Origin of the sequence: Microbacterium sp. SORGH_AS_0862 (genome assembly GCF_030818795.1) — a bacterium.
GTDB lineage: Bacteria > Actinomycetota > Actinomycetes > Actinomycetales > Microbacteriaceae > Microbacterium.
In genome coordinates this window covers 534,206-557,365 of the sequence record NZ_JAUTAY010000001.1, presented here as the reverse complement: position 1 = coordinate 557,365, position 23,160 = coordinate 534,206, and the positions used below count along the sequence as shown (strand labels likewise).

The 23,160-nt window shown below is 69.8% G+C and carries 22 protein-coding genes, 1 tRNA gene, 2 pseudogenes and 1 riboswitch; of the genes and pseudogenes, 10 read left to right on the top strand and 15 right to left on the bottom strand.

The window, feature by feature from the left end; genetic code table 11:
• Positions 1-7 precede the first annotated feature (7 nt).
• The 6 genes from QE377_RS02685 to QE377_RS02660 form a co-directional block, all read right to left on the bottom strand.
• Complete coding sequence (locus QE377_RS02685) at positions 8-799, bottom strand: ABC transporter ATP-binding protein (protein ID WP_307319470.1); 792 nt, start codon at positions 797-799, stop codon at positions 8-10.
• Positions 796-1,590, bottom strand: a complete 795-nt coding sequence (locus tag QE377_RS02680) for an ABC transporter ATP-binding protein (RefSeq protein ID WP_307319467.1) — start codon at positions 1,588-1,590, stop codon at positions 796-798. Before QE377_RS02680 ends, QE377_RS02685 begins: the two co-directional genes overlap by 4 nt.
• Positions 1,587-2,480 carry an ABC transporter permease gene (locus QE377_RS02675; RefSeq protein ID WP_307319465.1) on the bottom strand — a complete coding sequence of 298 codons (894 nt, stop codon included), beginning with the start codon at positions 2,478-2,480 and terminating at the stop codon, positions 1,587-1,589. Before QE377_RS02675 ends, QE377_RS02680 begins: the two co-directional genes overlap by 4 nt.
• Positions 2,477-3,430 (bottom strand): ABC transporter permease, encoded by a 954-nt coding sequence (locus QE377_RS02670; protein ID WP_307319462.1) that lies wholly within the window; start codon positions 3,428-3,430, stop codon positions 2,477-2,479. Before QE377_RS02670 ends, QE377_RS02675 begins: the two co-directional genes overlap by 4 nt.
• Positions 3,427-4,929, bottom strand: a complete 1,503-nt coding sequence (locus tag QE377_RS02665) for an ABC transporter substrate-binding protein (protein WP_307319460.1) — start codon at positions 4,927-4,929, stop codon at positions 3,427-3,429. Before QE377_RS02665 ends, QE377_RS02670 begins: the two co-directional genes overlap by 4 nt.
• Positions 4,930-5,045: 116 nt before the next feature.
• Complete coding sequence (locus QE377_RS02660) at positions 5,046-5,975, bottom strand: alpha/beta fold hydrolase (protein ID WP_307319458.1); 930 nt, start codon at positions 5,973-5,975, stop codon at positions 5,046-5,048.
• A 96-nt stretch (positions 5,976-6,071) separates the two neighbouring features.
• Between QE377_RS02660 and QE377_RS02655 the strand changes: the two genes are divergently transcribed.
• From QE377_RS02655 to QE377_RS02645, 3 genes are read left to right on the top strand one after another with little or no spacing between them, the layout of a single operon-like run.
• Positions 6,072-6,548: a carboxymuconolactone decarboxylase family protein gene (locus tag QE377_RS02655; RefSeq protein ID WP_307319455.1), complete on the top strand. Its 477-nt coding sequence runs from the start codon at positions 6,072-6,074 to the stop codon at positions 6,546-6,548.
• Positions 6,545-7,264, top strand: a complete 720-nt coding sequence (locus QE377_RS02650) for a tyrosine-protein phosphatase (RefSeq protein WP_307319452.1) — start codon at positions 6,545-6,547, stop codon at positions 7,262-7,264. Before QE377_RS02655 ends, QE377_RS02650 begins: the two co-directional genes overlap by 4 nt.
• Before the next feature lie 54 nt (positions 7,265-7,318).
• Entirely contained in the window at positions 7,319-7,783 is a 465-nt protein-coding gene (locus QE377_RS02645; protein ID WP_307319449.1) for an SIP domain-containing protein, read from the top strand.
• An 88-nt stretch (positions 7,784-7,871) separates the two neighbouring features.
• Here QE377_RS02645 and QE377_RS02640 read toward each other — a convergent pair whose 3' ends face one another.
• The 4 genes from QE377_RS02640 to QE377_RS02625 are packed head-to-tail and all read right to left on the bottom strand — an operon-like array spanning position 7,872 to position 12,014.
• Positions 7,872-8,318 (bottom strand): Fe-S oxidoreductase, encoded by a 447-nt coding sequence (locus QE377_RS02640; RefSeq protein ID WP_307319447.1) that lies wholly within the window; start codon positions 8,316-8,318, stop codon positions 7,872-7,874.
• Positions 8,315-9,133, bottom strand: coding sequence for an arginase family protein (locus QE377_RS02635; protein ID WP_307319444.1), 819 nt, complete (start codon positions 9,131-9,133; stop codon positions 8,315-8,317). The genes QE377_RS02640 and QE377_RS02635 overlap by 4 nt, the downstream gene beginning before the upstream one ends.
• A 52-nt stretch (positions 9,134-9,185) precedes the next feature.
• Positions 9,186-9,980: a PspA/IM30 family protein gene (locus tag QE377_RS02630; protein ID WP_307319441.1), complete on the bottom strand. Its 795-nt coding sequence runs from the start codon at positions 9,978-9,980 to the stop codon at positions 9,186-9,188.
• Positions 9,981-10,013: 33 nt separating this feature from the next.
• Entirely contained in the window at positions 10,014-12,014 is a 2,001-nt protein-coding gene (locus QE377_RS02625; protein ID WP_307319438.1) for a TPM domain-containing protein, read from the bottom strand.
• A gap of 124 nt (positions 12,015-12,138) precedes the next feature.
• Here QE377_RS02625 and QE377_RS02620 point away from each other — a divergent pair, with 124 nt between their 5' ends.
• From QE377_RS02620 to QE377_RS02595, 6 genes and pseudogenes are all read left to right on the top strand, one after another.
• Complete coding sequence (locus QE377_RS02620; protein WP_307319436.1) at positions 12,139-12,975, top strand: DUF3097 domain-containing protein; 837 nt, start codon at positions 12,139-12,141, stop codon at positions 12,973-12,975.
• Between the two features lie 21 nt (positions 12,976-12,996).
• Positions 12,997-13,727: pseudogene (trmB, locus tag QE377_RS02615) on the top strand (tRNA (guanosine(46)-N7)-methyltransferase TrmB).
• 40 nt (positions 13,728-13,767) lie between these two features.
• Positions 13,768-14,568: a CPBP family intramembrane glutamic endopeptidase gene (locus tag QE377_RS02610; protein WP_307325836.1), complete on the top strand. Its 801-nt coding sequence runs from the start codon at positions 13,768-13,770 to the stop codon at positions 14,566-14,568.
• Positions 14,569-14,599: 31 nt separating this feature from the next.
• Positions 14,600-14,663: riboswitch (guanidine-III (ykkC-III) riboswitch) on the top strand.
• Between the two features lie 9 nt (positions 14,664-14,672).
• Complete coding sequence (locus QE377_RS02605) at positions 14,673-14,996, top strand: multidrug efflux SMR transporter (RefSeq protein WP_307319434.1); 324 nt, start codon at positions 14,673-14,675, stop codon at positions 14,994-14,996.
• A 109-nt stretch (positions 14,997-15,105) separates the two neighbouring features.
• On the top strand, positions 15,106-16,386 hold the full coding sequence (locus QE377_RS02600) for a hypothetical protein (RefSeq protein ID WP_307319431.1): 1,281 nt from the start codon (positions 15,106-15,108) through the stop codon (positions 16,384-16,386).
• A gap of 47 nt (positions 16,387-16,433) precedes the next feature.
• Positions 16,434-16,506 (top strand) — tRNA-Arg (locus QE377_RS02595).
• A 134-nt stretch (positions 16,507-16,640) separates the two neighbouring features.
• Here the strand turns inward: QE377_RS02595 and QE377_RS02590 are convergent.
• From QE377_RS02590 to QE377_RS02580, 3 genes and pseudogenes are all read right to left on the bottom strand, one after another.
• Positions 16,641-18,158 carry a DUF4041 domain-containing protein gene (locus QE377_RS02590; protein WP_307319429.1) on the bottom strand — a complete coding sequence of 506 codons (1,518 nt, stop codon included), beginning with the start codon at positions 18,156-18,158 and terminating at the stop codon, positions 16,641-16,643.
• A 235-nt stretch (positions 18,159-18,393) separates the two neighbouring features.
• The gene (locus QE377_RS02585) at positions 18,394-18,954 is read right to left on the bottom strand and encodes a hypothetical protein (RefSeq protein WP_307319427.1); all 561 of its coding nucleotides are present in this window, start codon (positions 18,952-18,954) and stop codon (positions 18,394-18,396) included.
• Between the two features lie 11 nt (positions 18,955-18,965).
• Positions 18,966-20,115 (bottom strand): annotated as a pseudogene (locus QE377_RS02580) (zinc-dependent alcohol dehydrogenase).
• Positions 20,116-20,266: 151 nt separating this feature from the next.
• Between QE377_RS02580 and QE377_RS02575 the strand changes: the two are divergent.
• Positions 20,267-21,334, top strand: coding sequence for an FUSC family protein (locus QE377_RS02575; RefSeq protein WP_307319424.1), 1,068 nt, complete (start codon positions 20,267-20,269; stop codon positions 21,332-21,334).
• A gap of 171 nt (positions 21,335-21,505) precedes the next feature.
• Here QE377_RS02575 and QE377_RS02570 read toward each other — a convergent pair whose 3' ends face one another.
• Together QE377_RS02570 and QE377_RS02565 are read right to left on the bottom strand one after the other, a co-directional pair.
• Positions 21,506-22,852 (bottom strand): protein kinase, encoded by a 1,347-nt coding sequence (locus QE377_RS02570; protein ID WP_307319422.1) that lies wholly within the window; start codon positions 22,850-22,852, stop codon positions 21,506-21,508.
• A 4-nt stretch (positions 22,853-22,856) separates the two neighbouring features.
• Positions 22,857-23,120 (bottom strand): DUF6458 family protein, encoded by a 264-nt coding sequence (locus tag QE377_RS02565; protein ID WP_137416451.1) that lies wholly within the window; start codon positions 23,118-23,120, stop codon positions 22,857-22,859.
• Between the last annotated feature and the right edge of the window lie 40 nt (positions 23,121-23,160).

Below are 23,160 nucleotides of genomic sequence, written 5' to 3'. Positions count from 1 at the left end.
AGCCCCCTCAGGCCCCGGGGAGCGTGGGGACGGCGGCGAGCAGCCGCTGCGTGTACGCGGCACTCGGGTGGCGCAGCACACGCGAGGTCGGTCCCTCCTCGACCGTGCGGCCGTCCTTCAGGACGATCACGCGGTCGCAGAGCGCCTGTACGACGCCGATATCGTGCGAGACCATCAGGAGGCTGAGTCCGTCGCGGCTGCGCAGCCGGTCGATCAGACCGATGATCTGAGCGCGCACCGTCACATCGAGCGCCGACAGCGGTTCGTCGCCGACCAGCAGGCGCGGGCGGTGCACGAGGGCACGGGCGAGAGCGATCCGTTGGCGCTGTCCGCCCGAGAACTCGTGCGGATAGCGTCCGGCGGCGTCGGCGGGAAGGTCCACGTCGGCGAGCACCTCGGCGACGCGCGCCTCGCGGTCGCCGGGGATGCCGAGCGCCCACAGCGGCTCGGCGACGATACGGCCGACCCGCATCCGCGGATCGAGCGACGCGTACGGGTCCTGGAAGACGATGCCGGTCTGACGCCTGAGCCAGTGCAGCCGACGCGCGGAAGCGGCCGGATCGACCTGACGACCCTCGAAGCTGACGGTGCCGGCGGTGGGGACGTCGAGTGCGAGAAGGAGGCGGATGAGCGTCGACTTGCCCGAACCCGACTCGCCGATGATGCCCAGCGACTCGCCCTCGTGCACATCGATGTCGACCCCGTCGAGCGCGTGCGTCAGCGCCCGCGGCGCGAGATGGGCGGTGCGCGGTGCTCGGTACGTGCGCGAGAGACCGCGGCCGGAGAGCAACGCCGTCATCGCTCCTCCTTCTCATCGGGACGCCACAGCGTCGCGCGTGCGTCCCGGAGGAGCCCCTGAGTCGCCGGCGAACGCGGAGCGGTGAGCAGCGTCGCCACCGGGCCCTGCTCGACGATGCGGCCGCTCTCCATCACGACGGCGTGCGTCGCGATCTGCGCGAGCACCGCCAAGTCGTGCGTGATGAACACGAGCGACATCCCCGCATCCGTGACGAGTGCGCGCAGCAGGTCGAGGATCTCCGCCTGGATCGTCACATCGAGCGCGGTCGTCGGCTCGTCGGCGATGAGCAACCCCGGATCCAGGGCGAGGGCCATCGCGATCGCGACGCGCTGACGCTGGCCGCCCGACAGCTGATGCGGATAACGGTCGATGATGCGCTCCGGCTCGGGAAGCCCCACACGCCGGGCGCCGGCGACGGCGACCTCGCGCCGCGCGGCTCGGCCCAAGCCTCGGTGGATGCGCGGCGACTCCGCGATCTGGCGGCCGACCGTGCGGATCGGGTTCAGGGCCGTCTGCGGCTCCTGGAACACGATGCCCACCTCGTCGCCGCGGATGCGGGCGAGCTCGCGCTCCGTGGCGCCGATCACTTCGCGGTCGTTCAGCCGGATGCTGCCGCTCGCCGCCGCGCCTTCGGGGAGCAGGCCCAGGATGGCGAGCGCCGTGAGCGATTTTCCCGACCCGGACTCGCCGATGATCCCGAGCCGCTCGCCGTCGGCCACCCGGAAGCTGAGCCCGTCGACGACGCGCACCCCGTCGATCTCGATGACGAGGTCGGTTACCTCGAGGCTCATGCGACGACCTCCGGCAGGTGGGTGCGGGCCCGGCGGGCCGAACCGCCCCGCGTGCGCAGCGTCGGGTCCGTGGCATCGCGGAGCCCATCGCCCAGCAGGTTGAACCCGAGCACGGTTGCCGTGATGGCGAGACCGGGCCACAGCACCGACAGCGGGTAGACGGTGAGGTATTGCTGGAGCTGGGACAGCAGCACCCCCCAGGACGGATCCGTCACGGGGGCCCCGAAGCCCAGGTAGCTGAGCCCCGCCTCGGCGAGCACCGCGACGGCCATCGACCAGGACAGCTGCACGATGAACACGGGAGCCACGTTGGGCAGCAGGTGCCGCGTGAGGTTCTGCCATCCGGAGAGCCCGGAGGCGCGCGCCGCCACGACGAAGTCGCTGTGCAGCACCCGACGCAGCTCCGGCCGGCTCACCCTGGCGATGTTGACGCCGAAGCCGATGCCCACCGACCACACGACGACCGCGAGCGATCCGCCCCACACCGCCGAGATCATCATGGCGATCAGCAGCACGGGGAAGGCGACGAGCATGTCGATCAGGACCGCGACGGACTCCCGCACCCAGCGGTGGGTGAGAGCGCCCAGAGCGGCCAGGGAGAGGCCCACGGTGGTCGCGATGACACCCGCGCCGGCGGCCACCGCGACCGTCGTGCGCGCGCCCGCCATGAGGATGCTCAGGATGTCGCGGCCGGTGGCGTCCGTTCCCAGCAGATGCGCGGGGCCGGGCCCGGCCCAGCGGCCCGCCACATCCGCGGTCTGGGGATCGTAGGGAGTCCAGAACGTCGCGAGCGCGGCGACCGTCAGCAGCGCGAGCACGATGACCACGCCGGTGAGACCGGCGGGGTCCGACAGCAGTCGGCGCCACCACGGGACGCGCGCCCCGCTCATGCCGCCGACTCCCTCTGGCGCGGATCGATCAGGCGGTGCACCAGATCGACGACGAAGCCGACCAGCAGGACGAAGGCGGTGAGAGCGAGAAGTTCGCCCTGCACCATGGGCAGGTCGCGCGCCGACACGTCGCGCACCAGCATCCGTCCGATCCCGGGCAGCGAGAACAGCTGTTCGATCACCACGGCGCCCACGATGATGCCGGCCACCTGCAGCCCCAGCACCGTCACCACCGACAGGCCCACGTTGGGCAGCCCGTGCCGGATGAGCGCCCGGGTGCGGGTGAGCCCCTGCGAGGCGGCGGTGCGCACGTAATCCTGTCCCATGGCCTGCAGCGTGGCGCTGCGCACGAACCTCAACAGCATCGCGCCCTCCACGACGCCGATCGTCAACGCCGGCAGCACGAGCGAACGAAGCGCCGCCCCCGGATCGCTCCAACCGTCACGGGGAAAGCCCTGCGCCGGAAGCACGCCCCACCAGACGGCGAACACGACCACGAGCATCATGCCGGCCCAGACGACGGGAACCGCCGCGAGCGTCTGCGCGCCCACACCGATGACGGTGCCCCCCAGCCGGGAACGGCGGAGCGCGGAGACCACGCCGAGGGGGCCGGCGAACAGCAGAGCGATGGTGAGCGAGAGCGCGCCGAGCGGAAGGGTGATCTGCGCCTTCTGCGCGAGCTCTGCGGCGACCGGGGTCCCGGTCAGCAGCGACGCGCCGAGATCGCCGCGAAGCACCCCGCCGACCCATTCGAGGTACTGAGCCGCGAGGGGAGCATCCAGATGCAACCGGTCACGGATCGCGGCGATCTGCTCGGGGGTGGAATTCGTGCCGCCGATCAGCTGCGCCACGTCGCCCGGAAGGATGCGGAGGGTGAAGAAGATGATCACGCTGGCGACGACCAGCCCCGCGGCCAGCAGGGCCAGTCGCATCAGCGTGTATCGGATCACCCGTCGCTCTTGCCGAGCTCGGTCACGTTGAGCCGCTCGTTGACGTTCACCGAGGGGAATCCGGACACGTTCGTGCCGACCGCGACGACGCTGGCTCCGTTGTACAGCCAGTCCGCGGCCGCGTCGTCCGAGACGATACGGGCGGCCTGGGCGAGGAGCTTCGCGGCCTCCTCGTCGGAGGTGGCCGCGCGCGCCTGCGTGTACAGCTGGGTCACCTGCGGGTTGTCGTAGGTGAAGTAGTACTCCGGGTTCGCCCAGTTGATGAAGTCGCGCGCCTCGGTGTGCAACACGAAGCTCAGCTCATAGTCGTGGTTCGTGTAGACGTTCGTGAGCCAGGTCGGGAAGTCCACTGAGTCGACCTGGAGGGTGATCCCGACGTCGTTCAGGTCCGAGACGAGCAGCTGCGAGATCGTCGGCGGGTAGAAGGAGGGAATGGTCAGCGTCAGCGTGGTGTCCGCGGCCCCGGCATCCGCGAGGAGCTTCTTGGCGGCGTCGGGATCGTACGGGGCGACTTCCGAGAGGTCCTCGTAGCCCGGGTCGAGGGACGGGATCGGGCCGTACATGGTCTTGCCCGCACCCAGCGCCTCCACGAAGGCGTCGTGATCGATCGCCTGGCGGATGGCCTGACGCACGCGCTTGTCCGCGAGCGGTCCCGAGGTCTGGTTGAAGGCGAGGGTGCCCTTGTCGGTGGAGTCGCCGACGACGAGCGAGAAGTCGCCGTTCGCCTCGATCTGCGTCTTCAGGTTCGCGTCGAAGCCCGTCACCACGTCGACCTCGCCCGCCAGAGCGGCGTTGAGCGCGGCCTGGTTGTCGGGGATGTAGTCGAAGACGACCTCCGCCGCCTTCGCGGGCGTGCCCCAGTAAGCGGGGTTGCGGGCGAACGTGATGTTGTCGCCGCGTGTCCAGCGTTCGAGCGTGAAGGGGCCGGTGCCGTTGGCTGCCGTCTGGTAGTCGACGCCGTCGCCCTCCTTCAGGATGATGCCCGCCCGTCCGCTGAGGTTCCACAGCAGCTGCGAGTCGGGCTCGGAGAGGGTGAGGGTGATCGTCTGGCCGTCGGCCGTCACTCCTGTGACGTTCGCGAGGGTTCCGGCGTCGACCCATCCGGCGTTGTCGCGGTGCTGCGTGAGCGAGAAGACGACGTCCTCGGGGGTCAGCGGCTGACCGTCGTGGAAGGTGACGCCCTCTCGCAACGTGAAGGTGTAGGTCAGCCGATCGTCGGAGACGGTCCAGTCGCTCGCCAGCGCCGGCACGATCTCCTGCTCCGGCGTGCGGGCGACGAGGCCCTGGTACACGTTATCGATGAGGATCTGATCCAGTGCGGAGCCCGAGGTCTGACGGATGTCGAGGTTCGTGGGCTCGAGTGCGAGCCGGACGACGACGGAGGAGTCCGCATCCGGGGAGCCCGACGGCGTCGGCGACGTCGAGGGCGCGCAGGCAGAGAGGGAGAGAACGGCGGCGGCCACGAGCGCTGCGAGGGCGAGGGGCGTTCGGCGGTGCATGGGGAGTCCTTTCCGCGGACGCGGGGCATGGAGGGAGGACAGGGGTCGGTGCGGTGTACCAGCCTAGATCGCCGTCGCGGCTGCGGGAGTCCGCGTCACGTCACAATTCGACTGCGTCATGCGGCTTCGACGATCCGACCCAGCAGGGCCGCGAGACGATCCGGGATCTGCTCGTGCACATTGTGGTGGGCCGGCACGACGACCACGTCGGCATCGGGCCGGCGCCGGCGGAACTCGTCCGCATCCGCTTCGGTCACGTACCCCGCGTCGCCGCGCACGAGCGTGACCGGCGTGTGCACGGCGGCGAGGTCGTCCCAGCCGCTCGCGGCGAGGAGCTCTCGCATGGCGTCGGGCGCCGAGGCTCCGGCGTCGGATGCGGCGGCCGCCGCGGCGAGATGGGCGAAATGGTGCTTCCACTCCACGCGCCCGTCGGGACGCACCCGCGAGTTCAGGTACACGCCCCGGGTGGCTGCCTGGCGCGAACCGCCCAACCCGAACGACAGCGCCCGTTCCACGAGTTCCTCCCGGTCGGCCCAGTCGGTGGGGCCGGCGAAGAACGCGCGCATCTGCGCCGGGCCCGCGGTGGGATCCACTCCGGGAGTGAGGTCGATGAGCACGAGGCTTCGTACGAGGTCGCCGCGTGCCGCTGCCACGGCGGTCGCGGTGAGCGCCCCGAGGGAATGCCCGACGAGCACCTGAGGGGCCTCGGTCCACGCCTCGAGGGCGGGCCCCACATCCTCGGCGAGCGTGCGTGCGACGTAGCGCGCGTCATCGCGCCAGGAGGAGTCGCCGTGCCCGGCGAGGTCTATCGCCAGCGCGGGCCGTCCGAGGGCGAGGATCGTCGTGTCCCAGGTGTGTGCGTTGAGCCCCGCGCCGTGGAGGAACGTCACGACCGGGGGCTCGTCGCCGTAGCGGAGGGCGGAGAGGGTCCTGCCGTCCGCGAGGGTCAGGCTGTGCCGCTCGGTCGGGGGCAACGGGGTCGTGAGTCCGAGGCTCTCGGCCTGGGCGGGCAGGAAGGAGAACTCGTCGAAAGCGTCGTCGGTCACCCCCGAATGCTACGGCGGGAGAGCGGCTCCTGGTCTCCGACGCGTCTCATTGCGCAACCGCCCCGCGCCGTCCCGAGCGTGGGTAGGGTGGGCCGCATGGGTGAGGAGCGGCGTGTGCACCTGTCGAAGGCGGCACCGGAGGTCTATCAGGCGATCGATGCGATGGCCAAGCAGGTGGGATCTCTCGCCGCGGATGCCGGCGTCGAGCCGCGGCTGAAGGAGCTCGTGCAGCTGCACGCGTCGCAGCTCAACGGCTGCGCCTACTGCGTGCGTGTGCACCTCGACCGCGGGATGAAGGCGGGGCTCGACGTCGACACGGTCGCCCAGTTGCCGACGTGGCGCGAGTCGGGCGTCTTCACGGAGCGCGAGCGTGCGGCGCTGGAGCTCACCGAGTCGCTCACCTTCATCCACGAGGAGGGCGTCTCCGACGAGGTCTACGACCGGGTCGGCTCCGTCCTCTCCGAGGCCGAATACGTCGCGGTGAGCTGGATCGTGATCTCGATCAACGCGTTCAACCGTGTGGCTATCGCCGGGCGGTACCCGGTGCCGCCGCGCACCGCGCCGACACCGTGAGCGAGCCCGGCGGTCTCGTCGCCGGAGCCGTGAACTTCCGCGACATCGGCGGGCTGCCCGCCGGCGAGCGGGTGACCCGCAGCGGCGTGCTGTTCCGCTCGGGCAACCTCGCCCGCCTGGACGAGAGCACCCGCCGCCGCATCGCCGAGCTCGGCCTGCGGCGCATCGTGGATCTCCGCGACGACGACGAGGTGCGCACCGATCCCAGCTTCCTCGGGCCGGATGCACCGGCGACCGTGCGCGTGCCGCTGTTCCTCGGATCCGTCGCGTCCTTCTTCGCCGAGGACGTGAGCCTCTCCGAGATGTACGACCGGCTCGTCGACGACGCCGCGCCGGCGCTCGCCGCCGTCGCTCGAGCGGTGGTGGAGGAGCAACCGGTCCTCGTGCACTGCACGGTGGGCAAAGACCGCACCGGCGTCTCGATCGCGCTGATCCTCGCGGCGGCGGGTGTCGACGAGGACGCCGTGGTCGCCGATTACGCCCGCACCGCCGCATCCTTGCCCGCCGAGAGGAACCGTCAGGTGGTGGCGTGGCTCCGCGCGGCCCACCCGGAGGCCCGCCACGCCGTGGAACTCGCCACGGCGTCACCTGCGCCGGTCATGCGGGCTTTGCTCGGCCGACTGCGTGCACAGTACGGGTCGGTCGGCGACTACCTCTCCGCCGCAGGGGTCGGCGACGCCGAGCTGGTCGAGCTGCGCCGTATCCTCATCGCGTAGCGAACCTGGCAAGGTGAGGCATACCTTCCTTGGTCGGCGTATACTCACCTCATCATGCCCGAGAACGACGTCCACAACGCGAATGCGTGCCGTGCGTCCAAGCACGCCCGCGCGCAGCACCTGGTGACCGCCGACGAGTCGTCGCTCGACGACCTGGAGATGCTGCTCGCCACGCTGCCGATGTGTTCGACCGGTCGGGTGTTCGTCGAGGTCCCCGATGCGGCCCACATCGCCGAGATCCGTGTCCCGGCCCGCATGACGATCACGTGGTTGACCCGCGACAGCCGCTCCGGGGCGCCCGGAACCGGACGCTCGTGCGCGCCCGGCGAGGCGCTCAGTCGGGCGGTCGTGGCCTGGGCCGACGAGATGCTGTGCGACGACGGCGGATGCGATACGTCGGTCACCCTGCTCGGGGGCTATCTCGGCACCGCCGACATCTTCGACCACCTGGTCGAGCGCCGTGGCATCGATGCGGCCCGCCTCCACACGCCCGCGCGCTTCGGGCTCGCGACCGCCTGAGCGCCCGACGCCCCTGGTCGCTGAGCGAGCGGTCGAAACGGGTGACGGCTTCCGGTCGTTGAGCGAGCGGAGCGAGTCGAAGCGTGAGTCAGCGGGGGATGTAGTTGCCGTCGGCGAGGCCGGCCTCGATCTCGAAGCGGTTCTGCAGCGGATCGCGCCCGGCGAGGCTGTAGAGGATCGGCATCAGCATCCCGAACCGGCGCCACTGGCGCTCGTGCACGGACTCGTGCGCGAGCAGCCGGTCGTCGATGCGGCCGTCGCCGGTGAGGAAGCAGTGGCCCACGCACACCCCGCCACGCGGGAACGCCCACGACGGCATCCCGCGGAACACGTAGAGACGCCCGCGCCGCTCGATGCGCCCGCGGCTGAGGAGTGTTCCCCAGATCCAGCCGACCGTGCATCCGTAGGCGTAGCCCAGCGCGCTGATCGGCGAGTCGACCAGGAAGGAAGGGATCCAGCGTTCCACGGCACGTGATCGCGCCACGGCGCGGTCCGCGCGCTTCTGCCAGCCGGCGGGCGGTCTCGCAGGACTCACGCGAGGGCTCCGACCAGTCGCAGGAGAGTGCCCATGTCATCGCTCGCAGCGGCGGGGGATGCGGGAGCGAACCCCGCGAGCGAGGAGCCGGCCAGCGGCACCGCCTCCCGCAGTGCCTTCAGAGCCGTGACCAGCTCGGCCAGCGAGGCGCCGAACGGCTCGGAGTCCTTCACGCCCGGCATCTCGGCGGGATCGAGTGCGTCGACATCGATGTGGACGTGGACCGCGTCGACGCCGAGCCCCTGAACCGTCTGCGCGAGCAGACCGGGATCCGAGAGTGCCGCCGCACCGATCACGGTGACGTCGTGCGCATCGATGTACTCCTGTTCGGCTTCGTCGATGGCACGCGCGGCGACCAGCACGACGTCGGCCGGGGCGACGGTGCCGGCTGGCAGGGCGAGATCGGGAGCACCGTCGCCGAGAACGGCGCGCAGCGCCATCCCGCCGAACGCGTGCGAGGGGGAGGATTCCGGCGTGTGAAGATCCGGATGCGCGTCGACCCAGACGACCGCGATGCGTCCGGCCCGTGCTGAACGCTCCACAGCGGCGACGCCGACGGTGCAGTCGCCGCCGACGGTGAGCGGTCGCTCGTCGGATGCGGCGAGAGCCTCACGCAGGTCGTGCTGCACCTGGCGCAGTGAACTGTAGCGGTGCACGCCGGTGTCGAGGGCTTCGCCCGCTCCGAGCGGAACCGCCACGCTCGTGCACGCCGCGCGCGGCAGGTCGCCCGCGATGGCCTCCGCGCCGTCCACGAGCTGCATCGCGCGCGCGGAGGGCGAGCCCTGCCACACGGGCGTGATGAGGAACCGTGTCATCTCGACTCCCGGATGGGGGAGGGGCCGCGTCGAACGCGGCCCCTCCGTCGTCTCACTGCTGGTGCTGCTGCGGCAGCTGCTGCTGCTGGCCGAGCTCGTCGCCCGCGGCGCCGGCGCCGAGGGCACCCTGCGTGGACCCGCCCGCCTTCAGCGCGGCCAGGCGCGCCTCGACCTCGGTCAGCTCCCCGACGTCCTCGAGGCTCTCGAACTGCGCATCGAGGCTGGATGCGGCGAGCTCCGCCTTGCCGGCGGCCAGCGCCTCCTGGCGACGGATCTTGTCCTCGAAGCGGCCCAGTTCGCTCGTGGGGTCGAGCACGTTGACGCTCTTGATGGCGTCGTGCACCTTGTTCTGCGCCTCGGCGACCTTTGCGCGGGCGAGGAGCTCGCTGCGCTTGGAGCGAAGCTGCTCGAGCTTCTGCTTCATCCCGTTGAGGCCGTCTTTGAGCTTGTCGACGACCTCGGTCTGCGCCGCGATCTGCGGAGCGGACGCCTTCGCCTCGTTCTCCTCGGAGATCTGGCGCTGTAGGGCGATCTTGGCGAGGTTGTCGAACTTGTCGGCGTCGGTCGTGTTGCCGGCGCGGCGCATCTCGTCGGCGCGGCGGCTGGCGGCGAGTGCCTTGCTGCCCCACTCGGCGGCCGCCTGGACGTCCTCCTGGTGGTCGCGCTCGAGGAGGCGCAGGTTGCCGATCGTCTCGGCGATCGCCGCTTCCGCGTCGGCGATGTTGTTCGTGTAGTCGCGGACGAGCTGGTCGAGCATCTTCTGCGGGTCCTCGGCCTGGTCGATCATCGCGTTGATGTTCGCCCGGACGAGGGTGGAGATGCGTCCGAAGATGGACTGCTTTGCCATCGTGTTTCCTTTCGTCGTGGTTCGTGAAGTCCGTCAGAATCTGCCGCCGCTGCCGCCGCGGGAGCCCCCGCCGCCGAAGCCACCGCCGCTGCCGCCCCGGAAGCCGCCACAGCCGAAGCCGCCGCCGCCGAAGCCGCCGCCGCCGAAGCCGCCGCCGCCGAAGCCGCCGCTGCGCCGGCGACCGCCGCCGAGCGCGGAGCCGATGAGGATACCGCCGAGCATTGCGCCGAGATCGCCCCCGCCGCCGGCTCCACCGGAGAAGCCCGAGACGTCCGATTGCGCGGCGGAGATCGCGTCGGCCGCGAGACGTGCGGCGCGTGAGGCCGCATCCAGTGCCTGCTCGGGGGCTGCCTGGGCCTGCTGCTGGGCCAGGCCGAACGATGCGCGGGCGTCTGCCAAGCGGGTGCGGGCAGTAGCTCCCACCGCCCCGCGCCGAGAGGAGATGAAGTCCTCCGCGGCTCCGATCTGGGCCTGCGCGTGTGCGAGCGTGGGCGGCAGAACCTGCCGCGCGTGCTCGGCGCGTGCGGCCGCGTCGCGAGCCGAGCTCAGCAGCGCGTCGAGTTCGTCGTCGACCCGCTGCAGTGCCGAGAGGGCCGCCGCCGGGTCCTCGTCTGCCGCGTCCAGTTGCGCGCGGGCGGCCGCGGATGCGGCGGAGAGCCGGCCGTCGGGGTCCGGCAGCTGCTCAGCCGCGGCGATGTCTCGCACGAGTTCGGCACGTAGCGCGGGGATCTCCGCCTTGGCGGCGGCGAGGCGATCGCCGTGCGCGCCCACCGCATCGGCAAGCTGGCGTGCCTGTGCCAGGGCCTGCTCGGCGGTGTGCAGCGCGACGGCGGCTTTGCCCGTGTCGCCGGCGTCGGCCGCGGCGTCGGCCGCGGCGAGCTGGGCATCGGCGAGAGCGAGCCGGTCGGTGGCCTGCGCGGCGTTGTCGACGATCGTGCTCAGCGCGGCGGCAGGGTACAGGGCGGCCAACTGGGTGAAGCGCTCCTGGGCGCTCTGTTGGGCGGCGGCCGCCTCGGCCCGTGACGAGCGGAGTCGTTCCTGTGTGGCGGGCAGGTCCTGCTCGATCCGCCGGAGGTCGGCGAAGGCGTCCAGCTGTGCCTGCACCCGCGCAGCGGCGGCGGAAGCGAGCTGCAGCGTCTGCTCGTGCCAGGCGCGCGCCTGCTCATCGGTGTCGGGGATCTCATCGTCCAGCTGCTGGCGCAGCGTGAAGGCCTGATCCAGCTCCGCACGCGCCGTCGTCAGCGCCTCACGCAGACCTCTCGTCGCCTCCTCGCCGAACTGCGCGGCGGCGAAGCCGTGCTCCTGCTCCGCCTCGCGCAGGGCGTCGTCGGCGGCGACGAGGGCCGCAGCCGCGCGCTTGCCGAGATCCTCTGTGCTCTCCGCGGGGCGGGATGCCGCGCGCCGCCGAGCCGCGCGGATGACGAAGTACGCGGCGACGGCCGCCAGCGCCAGAACGGACACGACGATGATGACGATGCCCACCGCGCCGCCGGAGCCGGAACCGGAGGAGCCCACGCCGGGCGCGCCACCGCCACCGCCGGAGTCCGCACCGCCGTCTGCGCCGCTACGGGCGGCGGACATCCCGTCGGCGGCGGCGATCGCGGCACCCGCCCAGTCGCCCTCGCGGAGAGCCGGATACACCCAGTCCTGATCGACGGCGGTGATCTGGTTCTCACTGAGCGGGCCAGAGGTATCGCTGGAGATCCAGTACTGACGCGCGTCGACGGCGATGGCCAGCAGGTACTGATTGGGGCCCAGGCCGCCCTGCTCGGCGGTCTGGGTCGCCCAGTCCTTCGCGTCCGACGGGCTGCTGAAGCGATCGACGTAGACGACCCACAGGTTCAGGTTGTCTGTCTCGGCGAGCCGCTCGAGGCGGTCTTCGACCTGAGCGCGCTCCGCGTCGCCGAGGACGCCCGCCTCGTCGCTCACGTACGACGCGCCGAGTTGCACCGGCGGTGTCGCAGCGGCCGGTCCTGCGACCAGGAAGACCGCGGCAAGCGCGGCCACCAGTGCATATGCCCAGCGCGGTCGCATCGATGGCCTCCCTCGGGGGCGGACTCCGCCCTCGTCCGAGTCTATTGAGGGCGAGTCTGTGTACGCCATGGATGCGGGTCGCTCCCGGATATGTGCGTGCGCGCTGGTTACGCTGCTCGGCGTTATGGATGACCGGTACCCCACGGATGTGCTCGCCGCCGGCTGGCGGGAGCGGAATGCGAAGGCCCTCGCGGAGGTCCCCGCCCAGCGCGACACGGTGGTCGAGGTCGCCGAGGACGGGTTCTGCGGCGCGGTGACGTCGGTCGAGGGCGGACTCGTCGAACTCGAGGATCGCACCGGTCGGCGACGCATGTTCTCGCTCGGCCCCGGCTTCCTCATCGACGGCGAGGCCGTCCGCCTCGTGGCGCCGTCGGCGGTGCCCGCCGCCGTCGGGCGCGCCCGCACCGCATCCGGGTCGTTCGCGGTCGCAGATCAGCGTGCCCGTATCGCCCGGCCGAGCCGCATCCTCGTCGAGGGCAAGCACGACGCCGAGCTCGTCGAGAAGGTGTGGGGCGACGACCTGCGCGTGGAGGGCGTGGTCGTGGAGTATCTCGAGGGCATCGACCTGCTTTCCGACCTGCTCGAGGCGGAGCCGCCGACGGCCGAGCGTCGATACGGCGTTCTCGTCGACCACCTCGTCGCGGGGTCGAAGGAGTCGAGGATCGCGGCGGAGGTCGCGCGCGGCCGACACGGCGACCACGTGCGCATCGTCGGTCATCCGTTCGTCGACGTGTGGCAATGCGTCACGCCGCGCGCGGTCGGGATCCCGGGGTGGCCGGAGGTGCCGCGGGGCATCGACTGGAAGACGGGCGTGTGTCGCGGGCTGGGCTGGCCGGCGCGCGACAAAGCCGACCTCGCGCGTGCGTGGCAGCGCATCCTCGCGAGCGTCCACAGCTACCGCGACCTGGAGCCTGCGCTGTTGGGGCGCGTCGAGGAACTCATCGACTTCGTCACGGCCTGAGGCGCTTCGTATCCTGGGGGGATGACCGATCCCGCATCCGGCGTCTTCCGCGATCGCCCCGTCTCGTTCGTGCGCCGCAGCGGGAGGATGTCGGAGGCGCAGGAGCGCGCCTGGGCCGAGCTCGGCCCGCACCTGCTGCTGCCGGTGACGCGTGAGAACGCCGCCACCTCGGTCGCTGCCGACGCGCAGATCGATGTGTCGACGGTGTGGGGCCGGCAGGCTCCGCTGATCGTCGAGATCGGCTCCGGGCAAGGCCACGCCATCGTGCACGCGGCGACCACGCGACCCGACATCGACTTCCTCGCGGTGGAGGTCTTCCGCGCGGGACTCGCGCGGACCATGCTCGACGCCGACCGCGCCGGCGCGTTCGCAACCTGCGCCTCGTCGAGGCGAACGCCCCCGAGGTGCTGGAACATCTCCTGCCGGCGGGTTCGGCCGATGAGGTCTGGATCTTCTTCCCCGACCCGTGGCACAAGAAGAAGCACACGAAGCGGCGGCTGGTGAAGCCGGACGTCGTGCCGACGCTCGCGCGCGCGCTCCGCCCCGGTGGGATGCTGCGCCTGGCCACCGACTGGGAGGACTACGCGCTGCAGATGCGCTCCGTCCTCGATGAGGCGACGGCGTTCGACCGGGCTTTCGAAGGCGAATGGGCGCCGCGCTTCGAGGGGCGTGTCGTCACGGCGTTCGAGCGCAAGGGCGAAAGGGTAGGGCGCGCGATCCGCGACCTCGCCTATCGGCGATCGGGCGGCTGAGGTGCCCGCCGCGCAAACGACCAGCCGTATCCCGCTGCGGATGCGGCCGCTCGCGGCCTCCCTGCTGGTCGCGCTCGCCGCACCGGCGTTCTTCGTGCTCCTCACTCCCTGGCTGGGGTGGAGCATGCTCGCGGCGGGGCTCGTCACGGCATGGTGGGCGGATCGCGGCCAGCCGGGCGACACATCGCTGCTTCGCGATCTGTCACTGATCTCCGCCGGGATGCTGATCGTCAGCGCCATCCCGCTCGCGGCAGAGCTCGACAATGCCGCGATGGTGCGATTCACCATCGCGCTGGGCGCGGCCGTCGCCGTTCCCTATGTCGTGTCGAGGTTCGTCTATCGCGACCGCGCCATCCGCTTCCCGTGGCGCGGGGGCGGCCGATGGAGCCGGTTCCAGTGGATGTGGCTGGTGGCGGTGCTCGTGCTCGGGTGGCTCATCCTGCCGTTCTACTTCATCAGCTCGGGCGTCTATCAGAACTGGCCCGTGGTGGACACCCCCGATCTCATCGCCCGCCTGTTCATCGGCGTCGGAGCCGTCGGGATCTGGGACGAGCTGTTCTTCATCTGCACCGTCTTCGCGCTGCTGCGTCGGCACCTGCCCGATCTGACCGCGAATCTCGTCCAGGCGATCGTCTTCGTCTCGTTCCTGTGGGAACTCGGCTACCGCGCCTGGGGGCCCGTTCTGACCGTTCCGTTCGCGCTGTTGCAGGGGTACATCTTCTTGCGCACCCGCTCGCTCGCCTACGTCGTCACGGTGCATCTGCTGTTCGACGCGGTCGTGTTCGGGGTGCTCGTCCACGCTCACAACCCGGGTCTCGTCGACGGCTTGTTCCTCCTCTGAGCTGCTGTTCGGCCACGTCCGATAGGGTCGTGCCGGGTCCCGACCGGACCCCCGGACGACGGATCAGTACCCGGAGAGCGACAAGACTGGCCGAAAGGCACGTCATGTCGTGGGTCGTCCTGATCGTCTCCGGAGTGCTCGAAGCCGTCTGGGCCAGCGCTTTGGGCCGGTCCGAGGGGCTGTCGAAACCCCTGCCGAGCATCGTCTTCGCGGTGGCGCTCGTGCTGAGCATGGGCGGTCTTGCGCTCGCCATGCGCGAGATCCCGACCGGCACCGCCTACGCGATCTGGGTCGGGATCGGAGCCGCACTGACGGTGATCTGGGCGATGGTCACCGGCGCCGAGCCGTTCACGATCGTGAGGCTGCTGCTGATCGCCGGGCTCGTGGGCTGCGTGATCGGGCTGAAGCTTACGGGTGACGCTTCCTGAGCGCACAGGCTTTTGCTCGGCGCTCGAAGATGGGAGCATCCTGTGGGGGCCGGCATAGCCGCTTCGCCTAGGATCGCTCGCGCCACGCGGGGAGAGGAAAGTCGTGACGGTGACCGGTTCGCAACTGCATGCCGATTCTGAGAACACGCGCACGCCGCGATGGCGGCGCGTGGCGACGGCCATACACGGCTGGGTCGACGACGCATCCCGACCTGATCCCCGCGTACGCGCGGTTCGGCGGATCGAACTCGCCCAGGTGCTGGGCTATTGGGCCATCGCCCGCGGTGTGAACCTCGCGTTCCTGCTCTTCTGGTACCTGGTCTCGACGGGCGCGGGATGGGGCTTCGGCGCGCAGGACCGACCCGTCGGCACCTTCGCCGCCTTCCTGACGGGGTGGGACGCCGACCGTTACGGTCGCATCTCGCTGATCGGCTACCCGCCCGTCATCCCGATCGGTCCCAACGGCAACGTGCTCGAGAACGACTGGGCCTTTCTGCCGATCTATCCGTGGCTGGAGCGCCTGGTCGGAGACCTCGTGGGCTCCGACTGGCGTGCAGCCGGGATCGGACTCAGCATCTTCTTCAGCGCCACGGCGACCGTGCTGCTGTTCCTGCTGCTGCGCGCGGTCACCTCGCCGCGCCAGGCCAAGTGGGCCGTGATCTTCTTCTCCTTCGCGCCGCTGTCGTTCGTGTTCGTCATCGCCTACGCGGAATCGCTCGTGCTCACGCTGACCTTCGCCGCGCTGCTGCTGGCCGTCAAGCGCAAATACGTGTGGATCACCCCGATCGCGCTGATCGCGGCGTTCACTCGACCCGGCGCCCTCGCTCTCGCTCTGGCTCTGGGCATCGTCTTCCTCGTGCGCTGGCGGCGTCGGGCGGTCGACCCGTTCCCGCGCCGCGAGGTGGTGGGGCTGCTCGTGGCCGGCGGTGTCACCGCGCTGGCCGGGCTCGCCTGGTCGTGGATCGCGGATGCGTGGACCGGAACCCCGCACGCCTACCTCCTCACGGAGACGGCCTGGTGGCGTCCGTTCGTCGGCAACGGCGAGTTCATGCCCCTCACGCCGTGGTTCCGTTTCATGGGCGAGTACCTGAGCGTGTTCGGCTGGCTGCTCGTGATTGCGCTCATGGTGGGCTTCGCCCTGTTGATCTGGTCACGGCCGGTGCGCAAGCTCGGCATCGTGGTCGCGGCGTACGGGCTCAGCTACGGGCTCTACATCTTCGGCGTCTTCCTGCCGCAGGCCAGCACGTTCCGCCTGCTGATGCCGATGTCTCCGCTTCTCGCGCACGAGAAGCTGTCCGCCTCCAAGCGCGCACGCAACGGCATCCTGATCGGCCTCGTCGTGCTGCAGTTCTTCGCCGTCTACGGCCTCTGGACCCGCGGATACCCCTGACCCGTCGTCACGGGGCCGGAGCGGGCGGTGATAGTCTCGATCGGTACGCCTCCGTAGCTCAGGGGATAGAGCGCCGGTTTCCGGTACCGTAGGTCGGGGGTTCGAATCCCTCCGGGGGCACGGCGTACAAGAGGCCTCGATCCTTCCGCGGATCGGGGCCTTCTTGATGCCCGGTGTTCGAGCTCAAGGCACCCCCGCCGAGCCTCGGCGGGCTCAACGGCGGCGCAAGGCCTGGCACGCCCTCTTTTGTCGCGCTAGCTCCCTTGCAGCGCCTGAGTAGCCATGTACTCTTCGGCAGCGGGGTCGAGCTTGAAATCTAGAAGCTCGACGGACTGCGCCTTCAGCACCTCACGCACTTCTGTGGGCGTTGCACGGAAGTATTCGCGGCGCAGGTTGACTTTGTTGATGCGGCGATCCGCGAAGTGCTGGTGCAGCATGGCTTCGATGCCGACGGCGTCGTCGGCGAAAAAGAGGGCGTGGACGTCGAAGCGGAAGGGCACCGATGCGTCGCCGAGTTCATTGACGCGGTCCATCGGCTCGAGTCGACGGGTAAGCCCGATCTTGACGACGTCCGGACCGAACGAACCGACATTACTGATGACGTACACGTAGCCCGCTCGGATGTTGGCTGCTCGGTAGTCGACATTCTCAATGGCATGCTCGACGTCCGCGAGGCGCGCTCGCATACGTTCAGCGCCTTCGTGGTCACCATTGGCTTCTAGGGCCGCGATCGTATTCGCATAGTGTCCGCGTTCCTTCTCCAGTTGAGCTTTCTCCGCGGCGAGTTCTCTCTCAGCCTTTCGCTGTTCTCGGAGCTCCTCGCGGTGCGCGCGGTCCGCTTCCTTCTCCGCTTGGACGGCCTGGAGGTGCCGGTTGGCAAGTTCCAGTTCGCGCAGACGCAGCTCATGGAAGTACGCGGTGATGCTCAGATCGATCATGGTCCCGAGTCGGGCAATCTGTTCCATGGCTGTTGTTAGCCGCTTTTGAGCGGTGTGCAGGTTCCCGGCACGAACAGCCTTGACGCAGTTCTCTGCTTCTGCGTTGTAGGAGCGGAGCATAAGCTTGGACATGTCACGGACGAACTTCGCTCCTTTGGCTGTGCTGTTGTTGAAGGTGAAGTTGCTCTTCGCGTCCGTAGCGCGCCCCATACGGACAGCCGACTTGATATCCGCACGTAGCGCTTCGAGTTGCGTGCCGAGGGCGACGGAGTCTTCGGCGGGATGCTCATAGTCATACAGGCCGAGTTCTTGCACTTCGACAGCGCCTCGAAGATCGAGCAGAGTCGCTTCTGCCGTCGCAATCTCAGCCTGTCGCGAACGCAACTCGGTCGCCGCAACCGAAACCTGCGCCCGGGCGCCCTCAACCTCCCGCGCGAGATGATGCTTCATGTCATCCAGGGCTGCGACTTCCGGGAGCCCGTATTGATCAATGAGTCCCTGCAGCCGCGCCACCTCTGAACGGAGCTTTTCGGCGTGTTTGCGCACGCGGACGAGCGGGATCTTCTCAAGAGCCAGCTGGTTGTCATCACTTCTTGCTGGAGGTGCCGGTTCCGTGGATTGTGTGTTCCCGGTCGTGTTCTCCGGCTGACTGACGTCCTGCGCGGGTCGGGAAGCTAGGGCACGAGCCTCCGCGCGGCTGCGGGCGATCGGTGCGACAGATTGGAGGCCCCCAGCGAACACATGTTCCGTCCAGTTGGAGCCGTCCCAATACCGCTGCTCAAAGTGGCCCGACGGATCTGGATGCCATCCCGCCTGCATAGAATCGCTGGTCATTTGCACAAACTAGCGCACGGGACAAGGCTCATCGATACGTGCCCACTCGATTCAAAGCGGAGCGACTTCGCCTAATCCTGTCGCTGACCTTTGCCTTCGCCTCACAGCTTCGATTGCAGTTGAGTTGGCCTTGCCTTGTGCCGCGGGCCCCTGCGCTTGAGCCGCTAGTCCGGTATCGGGGCCTGCTTCATGCCCGATCGTCGAACTCACGACATCCCCACCGACCTTCGCAGGTTCAGCGGCGGCGGAGGACCCGCCGCGCGACCCAGAAGACGCCGAGCCCTCCGGCGAGCCACGGTCCGGCGACCAGCAAGGGGTCGATCCAGGCGTGGCGCATGTCGACGCGCCCCGTGCGGGATGCCACCGGTGCGTGCCGGAACTCGGCGGCGATGCCGGTCTGGGTGACGGGGTTGTCCGGTCGCGCGGTGACGAGAGAATGCACGTGCGCTCCGGCGGCCTCCACGCGGTCGGCGCCGATCAGGAGGAGCCAGTGCGCGGCGCGCGCCTCGCTGAAGCGGGCGTAGGCGTAACGCCTGATGGCTCCGGAGAGACCGTGCAGCGGCTGCGCGGTGCCGAAGACGGCGGGAAGGCGTTCGTGCTCGATCGAGCGCTCCCGTGGCGCGTTCTCCTTCTGGCGTTCCGGCTCGTCCCACCAAGCCCCGGTCTCGGCGAGGGCGTCGATCTCCTGGGGGACGGACGGGCGATCGGCGTGGTCGAGGTCGGCACCCCATCCCGGGATGCGGTCGCGGAGCTCATCGGAGGAGGGGACGGGCGGGTGGGCGGCGGTGTAGGGCATCAGTCGTCCTTTCACGACGTGGGCGGCAGGATGACGGCCTTCACGAGACCGTCGAGCTTCGCCGAGACCATGTGGTAACCCTCGGCGATGTGCTCGAGGGGGATGCGGTGAGTGATCATGTCGCGCGGCGAGATCCGTCCCGCCCGGATGTGTTCGATCAGACGCGGCCACTGACGCTTCACGGGTGCTTGGTTCGTGCGGATCGTCACGCCCTTGTTCATCGCGTCGCCGAACTTCACCGCGCTGAACATCGGACCGTAGGCGCCCATGACGGAGATGCGCCCGCCCTTCCTGACGCTGTCGATGGCCCAGTTCAACGCGATGGGGGAGCCGCCCTGCAACTTGAGTTTGGCGGAGCTCACATGCTGCACGAGATGCCCGTCCGCCCTCCGCTCCGACGGCATCGATGACCACGTCGGCCCCGAGGCCGTCTGTGAGCTTCTTGAGGGCGACGACGACGTCCCTGTGCTCGCGGAAGTCCACGGTCTCGGAGAAGGCGAACTCCTTCGCCTTCTCGAGTCGGAACGGAACGTGGTCGACGACGATGACCCGCGCCGCACCCATGAGCCATGCCGAGCGCGCCGCCGCGAGACCGATGGGACCTGCTCCGAAGACGACGACGGCATCGCCTTCGGAGATGTCGCCGAGCTGGGCGCCGAAGTAGCCGGTGGAGAATGCGTCCGTGAGCAGGAGTGCATCCTCGTCGTGGAGTCCCTCGGGGATGACCGACGGGCCCACATCGGCGAAGGGGACGCGCACGAGCTCCGCCTGGCCGCCGTCGAAACCTCCCGCGGTGTGCGAGTAGCCGTAGATCCCGCCGACGGCCGTCGCGTTCGCGTTCACATTGTGGCAATTGGAGAAGAGGCCGCGAGCACAGAAGAAGCAGGTGCCGCAGAAGATGTTGAAAGGCACCATCACACGGTCACCGACCGAGATGTTGCGCACCGAGGGGCCCACCTCTTCGACGCGTCCGATGAACTCGTGTCCGAACGTGTGCCCGATGCGCGTGTCGGGGAGCATGCCGTGGAACAGGTGGAGATCCGACCCGCAGATCGCGGCGCGTTCCACCCGTACGATCGCATCATCGGGGTGCTCGATCCGCGGATCGGGCTTCTCTTCGACGCGGACCTTGTAGGGGCCTCGGTAAGTCATCGCTCGCATGCGCCCCACCCTGCGACCGGTCATGATCGAGGCCGACGGGGTTGTCGCAGCGCGCGGGGCCTGGTAGCGCGTACCCGGGCGCGTGCGAAGGTGCGCGCGCCGCACCGTCAAGGCCCGTCCGAGGATCGCGGTGCCTGCTTACGGTCGGGGGATGTCTCGCCCCGCGCTCGCCGTGCGCCGCCGGTTGTCCGAGTTGGTGGAACCGCCGCGTCTCCTTCTCGCGGCGAAGGTGGCCGGTGCCGCCGCCATCGCCTGGACGCTGGCACCCTTCGTGCCGTTCACCGACAGCGAGTACTCGTACTACGCCCCGTTGGGTGTGCTCATCAGCATGTACTCCACGCTGGCGGGCTCGATGCGCGCAGGTCTCGAGACGCTGGCAGGACTCGCCGTGGGGATCGCGTGGGGCTTCGTGGGTATCGCTCTGCTCGTCGCCGGAGCGCCGAGTCTGGTGGCGGTCGCGCTCGTGACGGGAGCGGGCACGATCTGCGCCGGTCTCACGCTGCTCGGCACCGGCCGGGACTGGATACCCATCGCCGCGCTGTTCGTCCTGCTCGTCGGAAACGCGGACGCCCAGAGCTACTCGTCGTCGTACTTGATCACCACCGCCTTCGGCGTGCTCGTCGGTCTCGTGGTGAATGTGCTGGTCGTGCCTCCGCTCTACATCCGGCGGGCCACGGCGCGTTTGAACGCGTTGCGTGACGAGATCGGCGAGGTGCTGCACGATGCGGCTCACGCTTTGGGTGAGCGCACGGTCGACACCGAGCGTCTGCGGCACCGGATCGCCGAGCTCACCGCGACGGCCGACGCCGTGGCGGGCGAGGTGGCGGAGGCGGTCAGATCGCAACGCGGGAATCCCCGGGCGCGCCACGCGCGCGCAGATGTGGAGACCGGTCGGAGGCGTCTCGAGGCGTTGCGTGCCGTCGCGGCGGCTACGGGTCAACTGGCCGAGGCCCTCACCCGCCTGACGCTCGATGCCGAACTCGGGCGTGCGCAACGTCGTGCGCTGGCCGACGCCGTCGCGGCGTGCGCCGAGCACACCGCGACGCCGATCGACGATTCCGCGTTCGCGGCCCGTCTGAGCGCAGCGGATGCGGCGCTCGCCGCCTATCGCCGCCGCATCCGGCATGCGTCGGGATCGAGCGCGCTCGATCGGTGGGAGGCAGCGGTGTCGCTGCGGCGCATCATCGACGCCTCGCGTCCGTTCGCGCGGGCCGACTGACGTGGGTGATGGCCAGGGCCACGCGAAGAAGCCGTGCATCCCACCTCGACGAGCCCACCCCTGCGACATCCATGCCGTCCGAATCCGCGAGCGAGCTCGCCCACACCCAGGAGGGAGCATGCTGTGGGGCAGGACGGCGGGATGACGTCGCAAGGTGGCATTCCTGCGCCGTCAGGGCTTCTTGCCGTTCCCGTTCCCGTTCCCGTTGTTGTTGCCGGGGCCGCGATTCGAGCCGTTGTCCGATGCCGGCCCCGGTTGCGGGTCCGTGACCGGCTCCGGCTGCGGCTCGGTGGACGGCTCCGGCTGGGGGGCGTCGGTGCCGGTGTCGGCCGGCTCCACGGTCTGGTCGTCGGACTCGACCGTCTCAGCGGGGGTCTGTTCGGATCCGTCGTCTGCCGGGACGGTGTTCAGCTGCACGGGAACGACGGACTCCTCGGTCACCGGCGCCGGCGCGAGGACGGTCGTGATGCCCACGGCGACGGCGGCGACGATGAGAACGGCGGCCGCTGCGGTCATGGCGACGATCCCGTGGCGTCGCCGGCGAGACGACGGAGCCGCGATCGGGGCATCGATCGGTTCGGTGACCTGCGGTGACGCAGCGGAGACGGCGATCGGCGACGTCGTGACGAGCAGTGCGTCATCCAGAGGGACGGTGGCGGCCGTCGTCGTGGCGGAGGGGACCGCCCGGACCCGATCGAGGACCTCGCTCGCGCTCGGGCGGGAAGCGGGATCGTGCACCGTCATCGCGGTGAGCAGGGAACGCCACGCGTAGCCGATGCCGGCGGGCACGTCGGGCTGACGGGTGAGCCGGACCAACAGCATGCTCGCCGCCGGCGCATCCGCGAAGGGATGTCGGCCCGTGATGGCCTCGATCAGGAGCAGTCCGAGGGAGTAGACGTCGGACGCGGGAACCGGCGCATGACCGCGCACCTGCTCCGGCGCGATGTAGGCGGCCGTGCCGATGACATCACCGGGCGTGGTCAGCCTCGTGGAATCGAGGAGATGCGCCACACCGAAGTCGGCGAGCACAGCCTGATAGCCGAAGCCGGCTCCGCGACCGCGGGCACGGAGCATGACGTTGGAGGGTTTCACGTCCCGGTGCACGATGCCCGCGGCGTGGACGGCCTCCAGCGCCGCGGCGAGGTCGTTCGCCATGACGGCGGCCTCATCGAGCCCCAGGGGTCCCTCCACGAGACGCTGACGCAGGGTCGGACCCGCGATGTACTCCATGACCAGGTAGCTCGGAGCCTCGGTCCCCATGCACGCGTCGAACAGGGTGACCAGGCACGGATGCGAGAGCGAGGCGAGCATCGTCGCCTCGCCGACCTTGCGACGGTCCTCGACGCCGTCCGCCTGCTCGGAGTGGAAGAGCTTGACCGCGACATCACGGCCGAGCAGTTCGTCCCGAGCGCGGTAGACCGTGCCCATGCCGCCGCGGCCGACGCGCTCGATCAGGCGGTAGCGGCCGGCGAGGAGGGAGCCGGTCCCGGCGGGAACGGCGTCGAGAATGTCGGACACGTACTCAGGCGAGAGGTTCGCCGTTGTCCGTGGTGCGACGCGTCGTGACACGCTCGCCGCTGGCGGGGTCGACCGCGGTGCGCGAGGTGGAGACGCTCGAACGACGACGCATGACGAGGATGAGGCTGATCAGGAAGACGAGGACCCCCGCGCCCATCAGGATGTACCCGATGAGACTCAGGTTGACGTAACCGCCGAGGTCGACGTTCACGGCGAACGCCAAGATCGCTCCGATCACGAACAGCGCGATTCCGCTTCCAATACCCATGTTCACGACTCCTGCCCGGGACCAGCCCGATAGGTGGGTT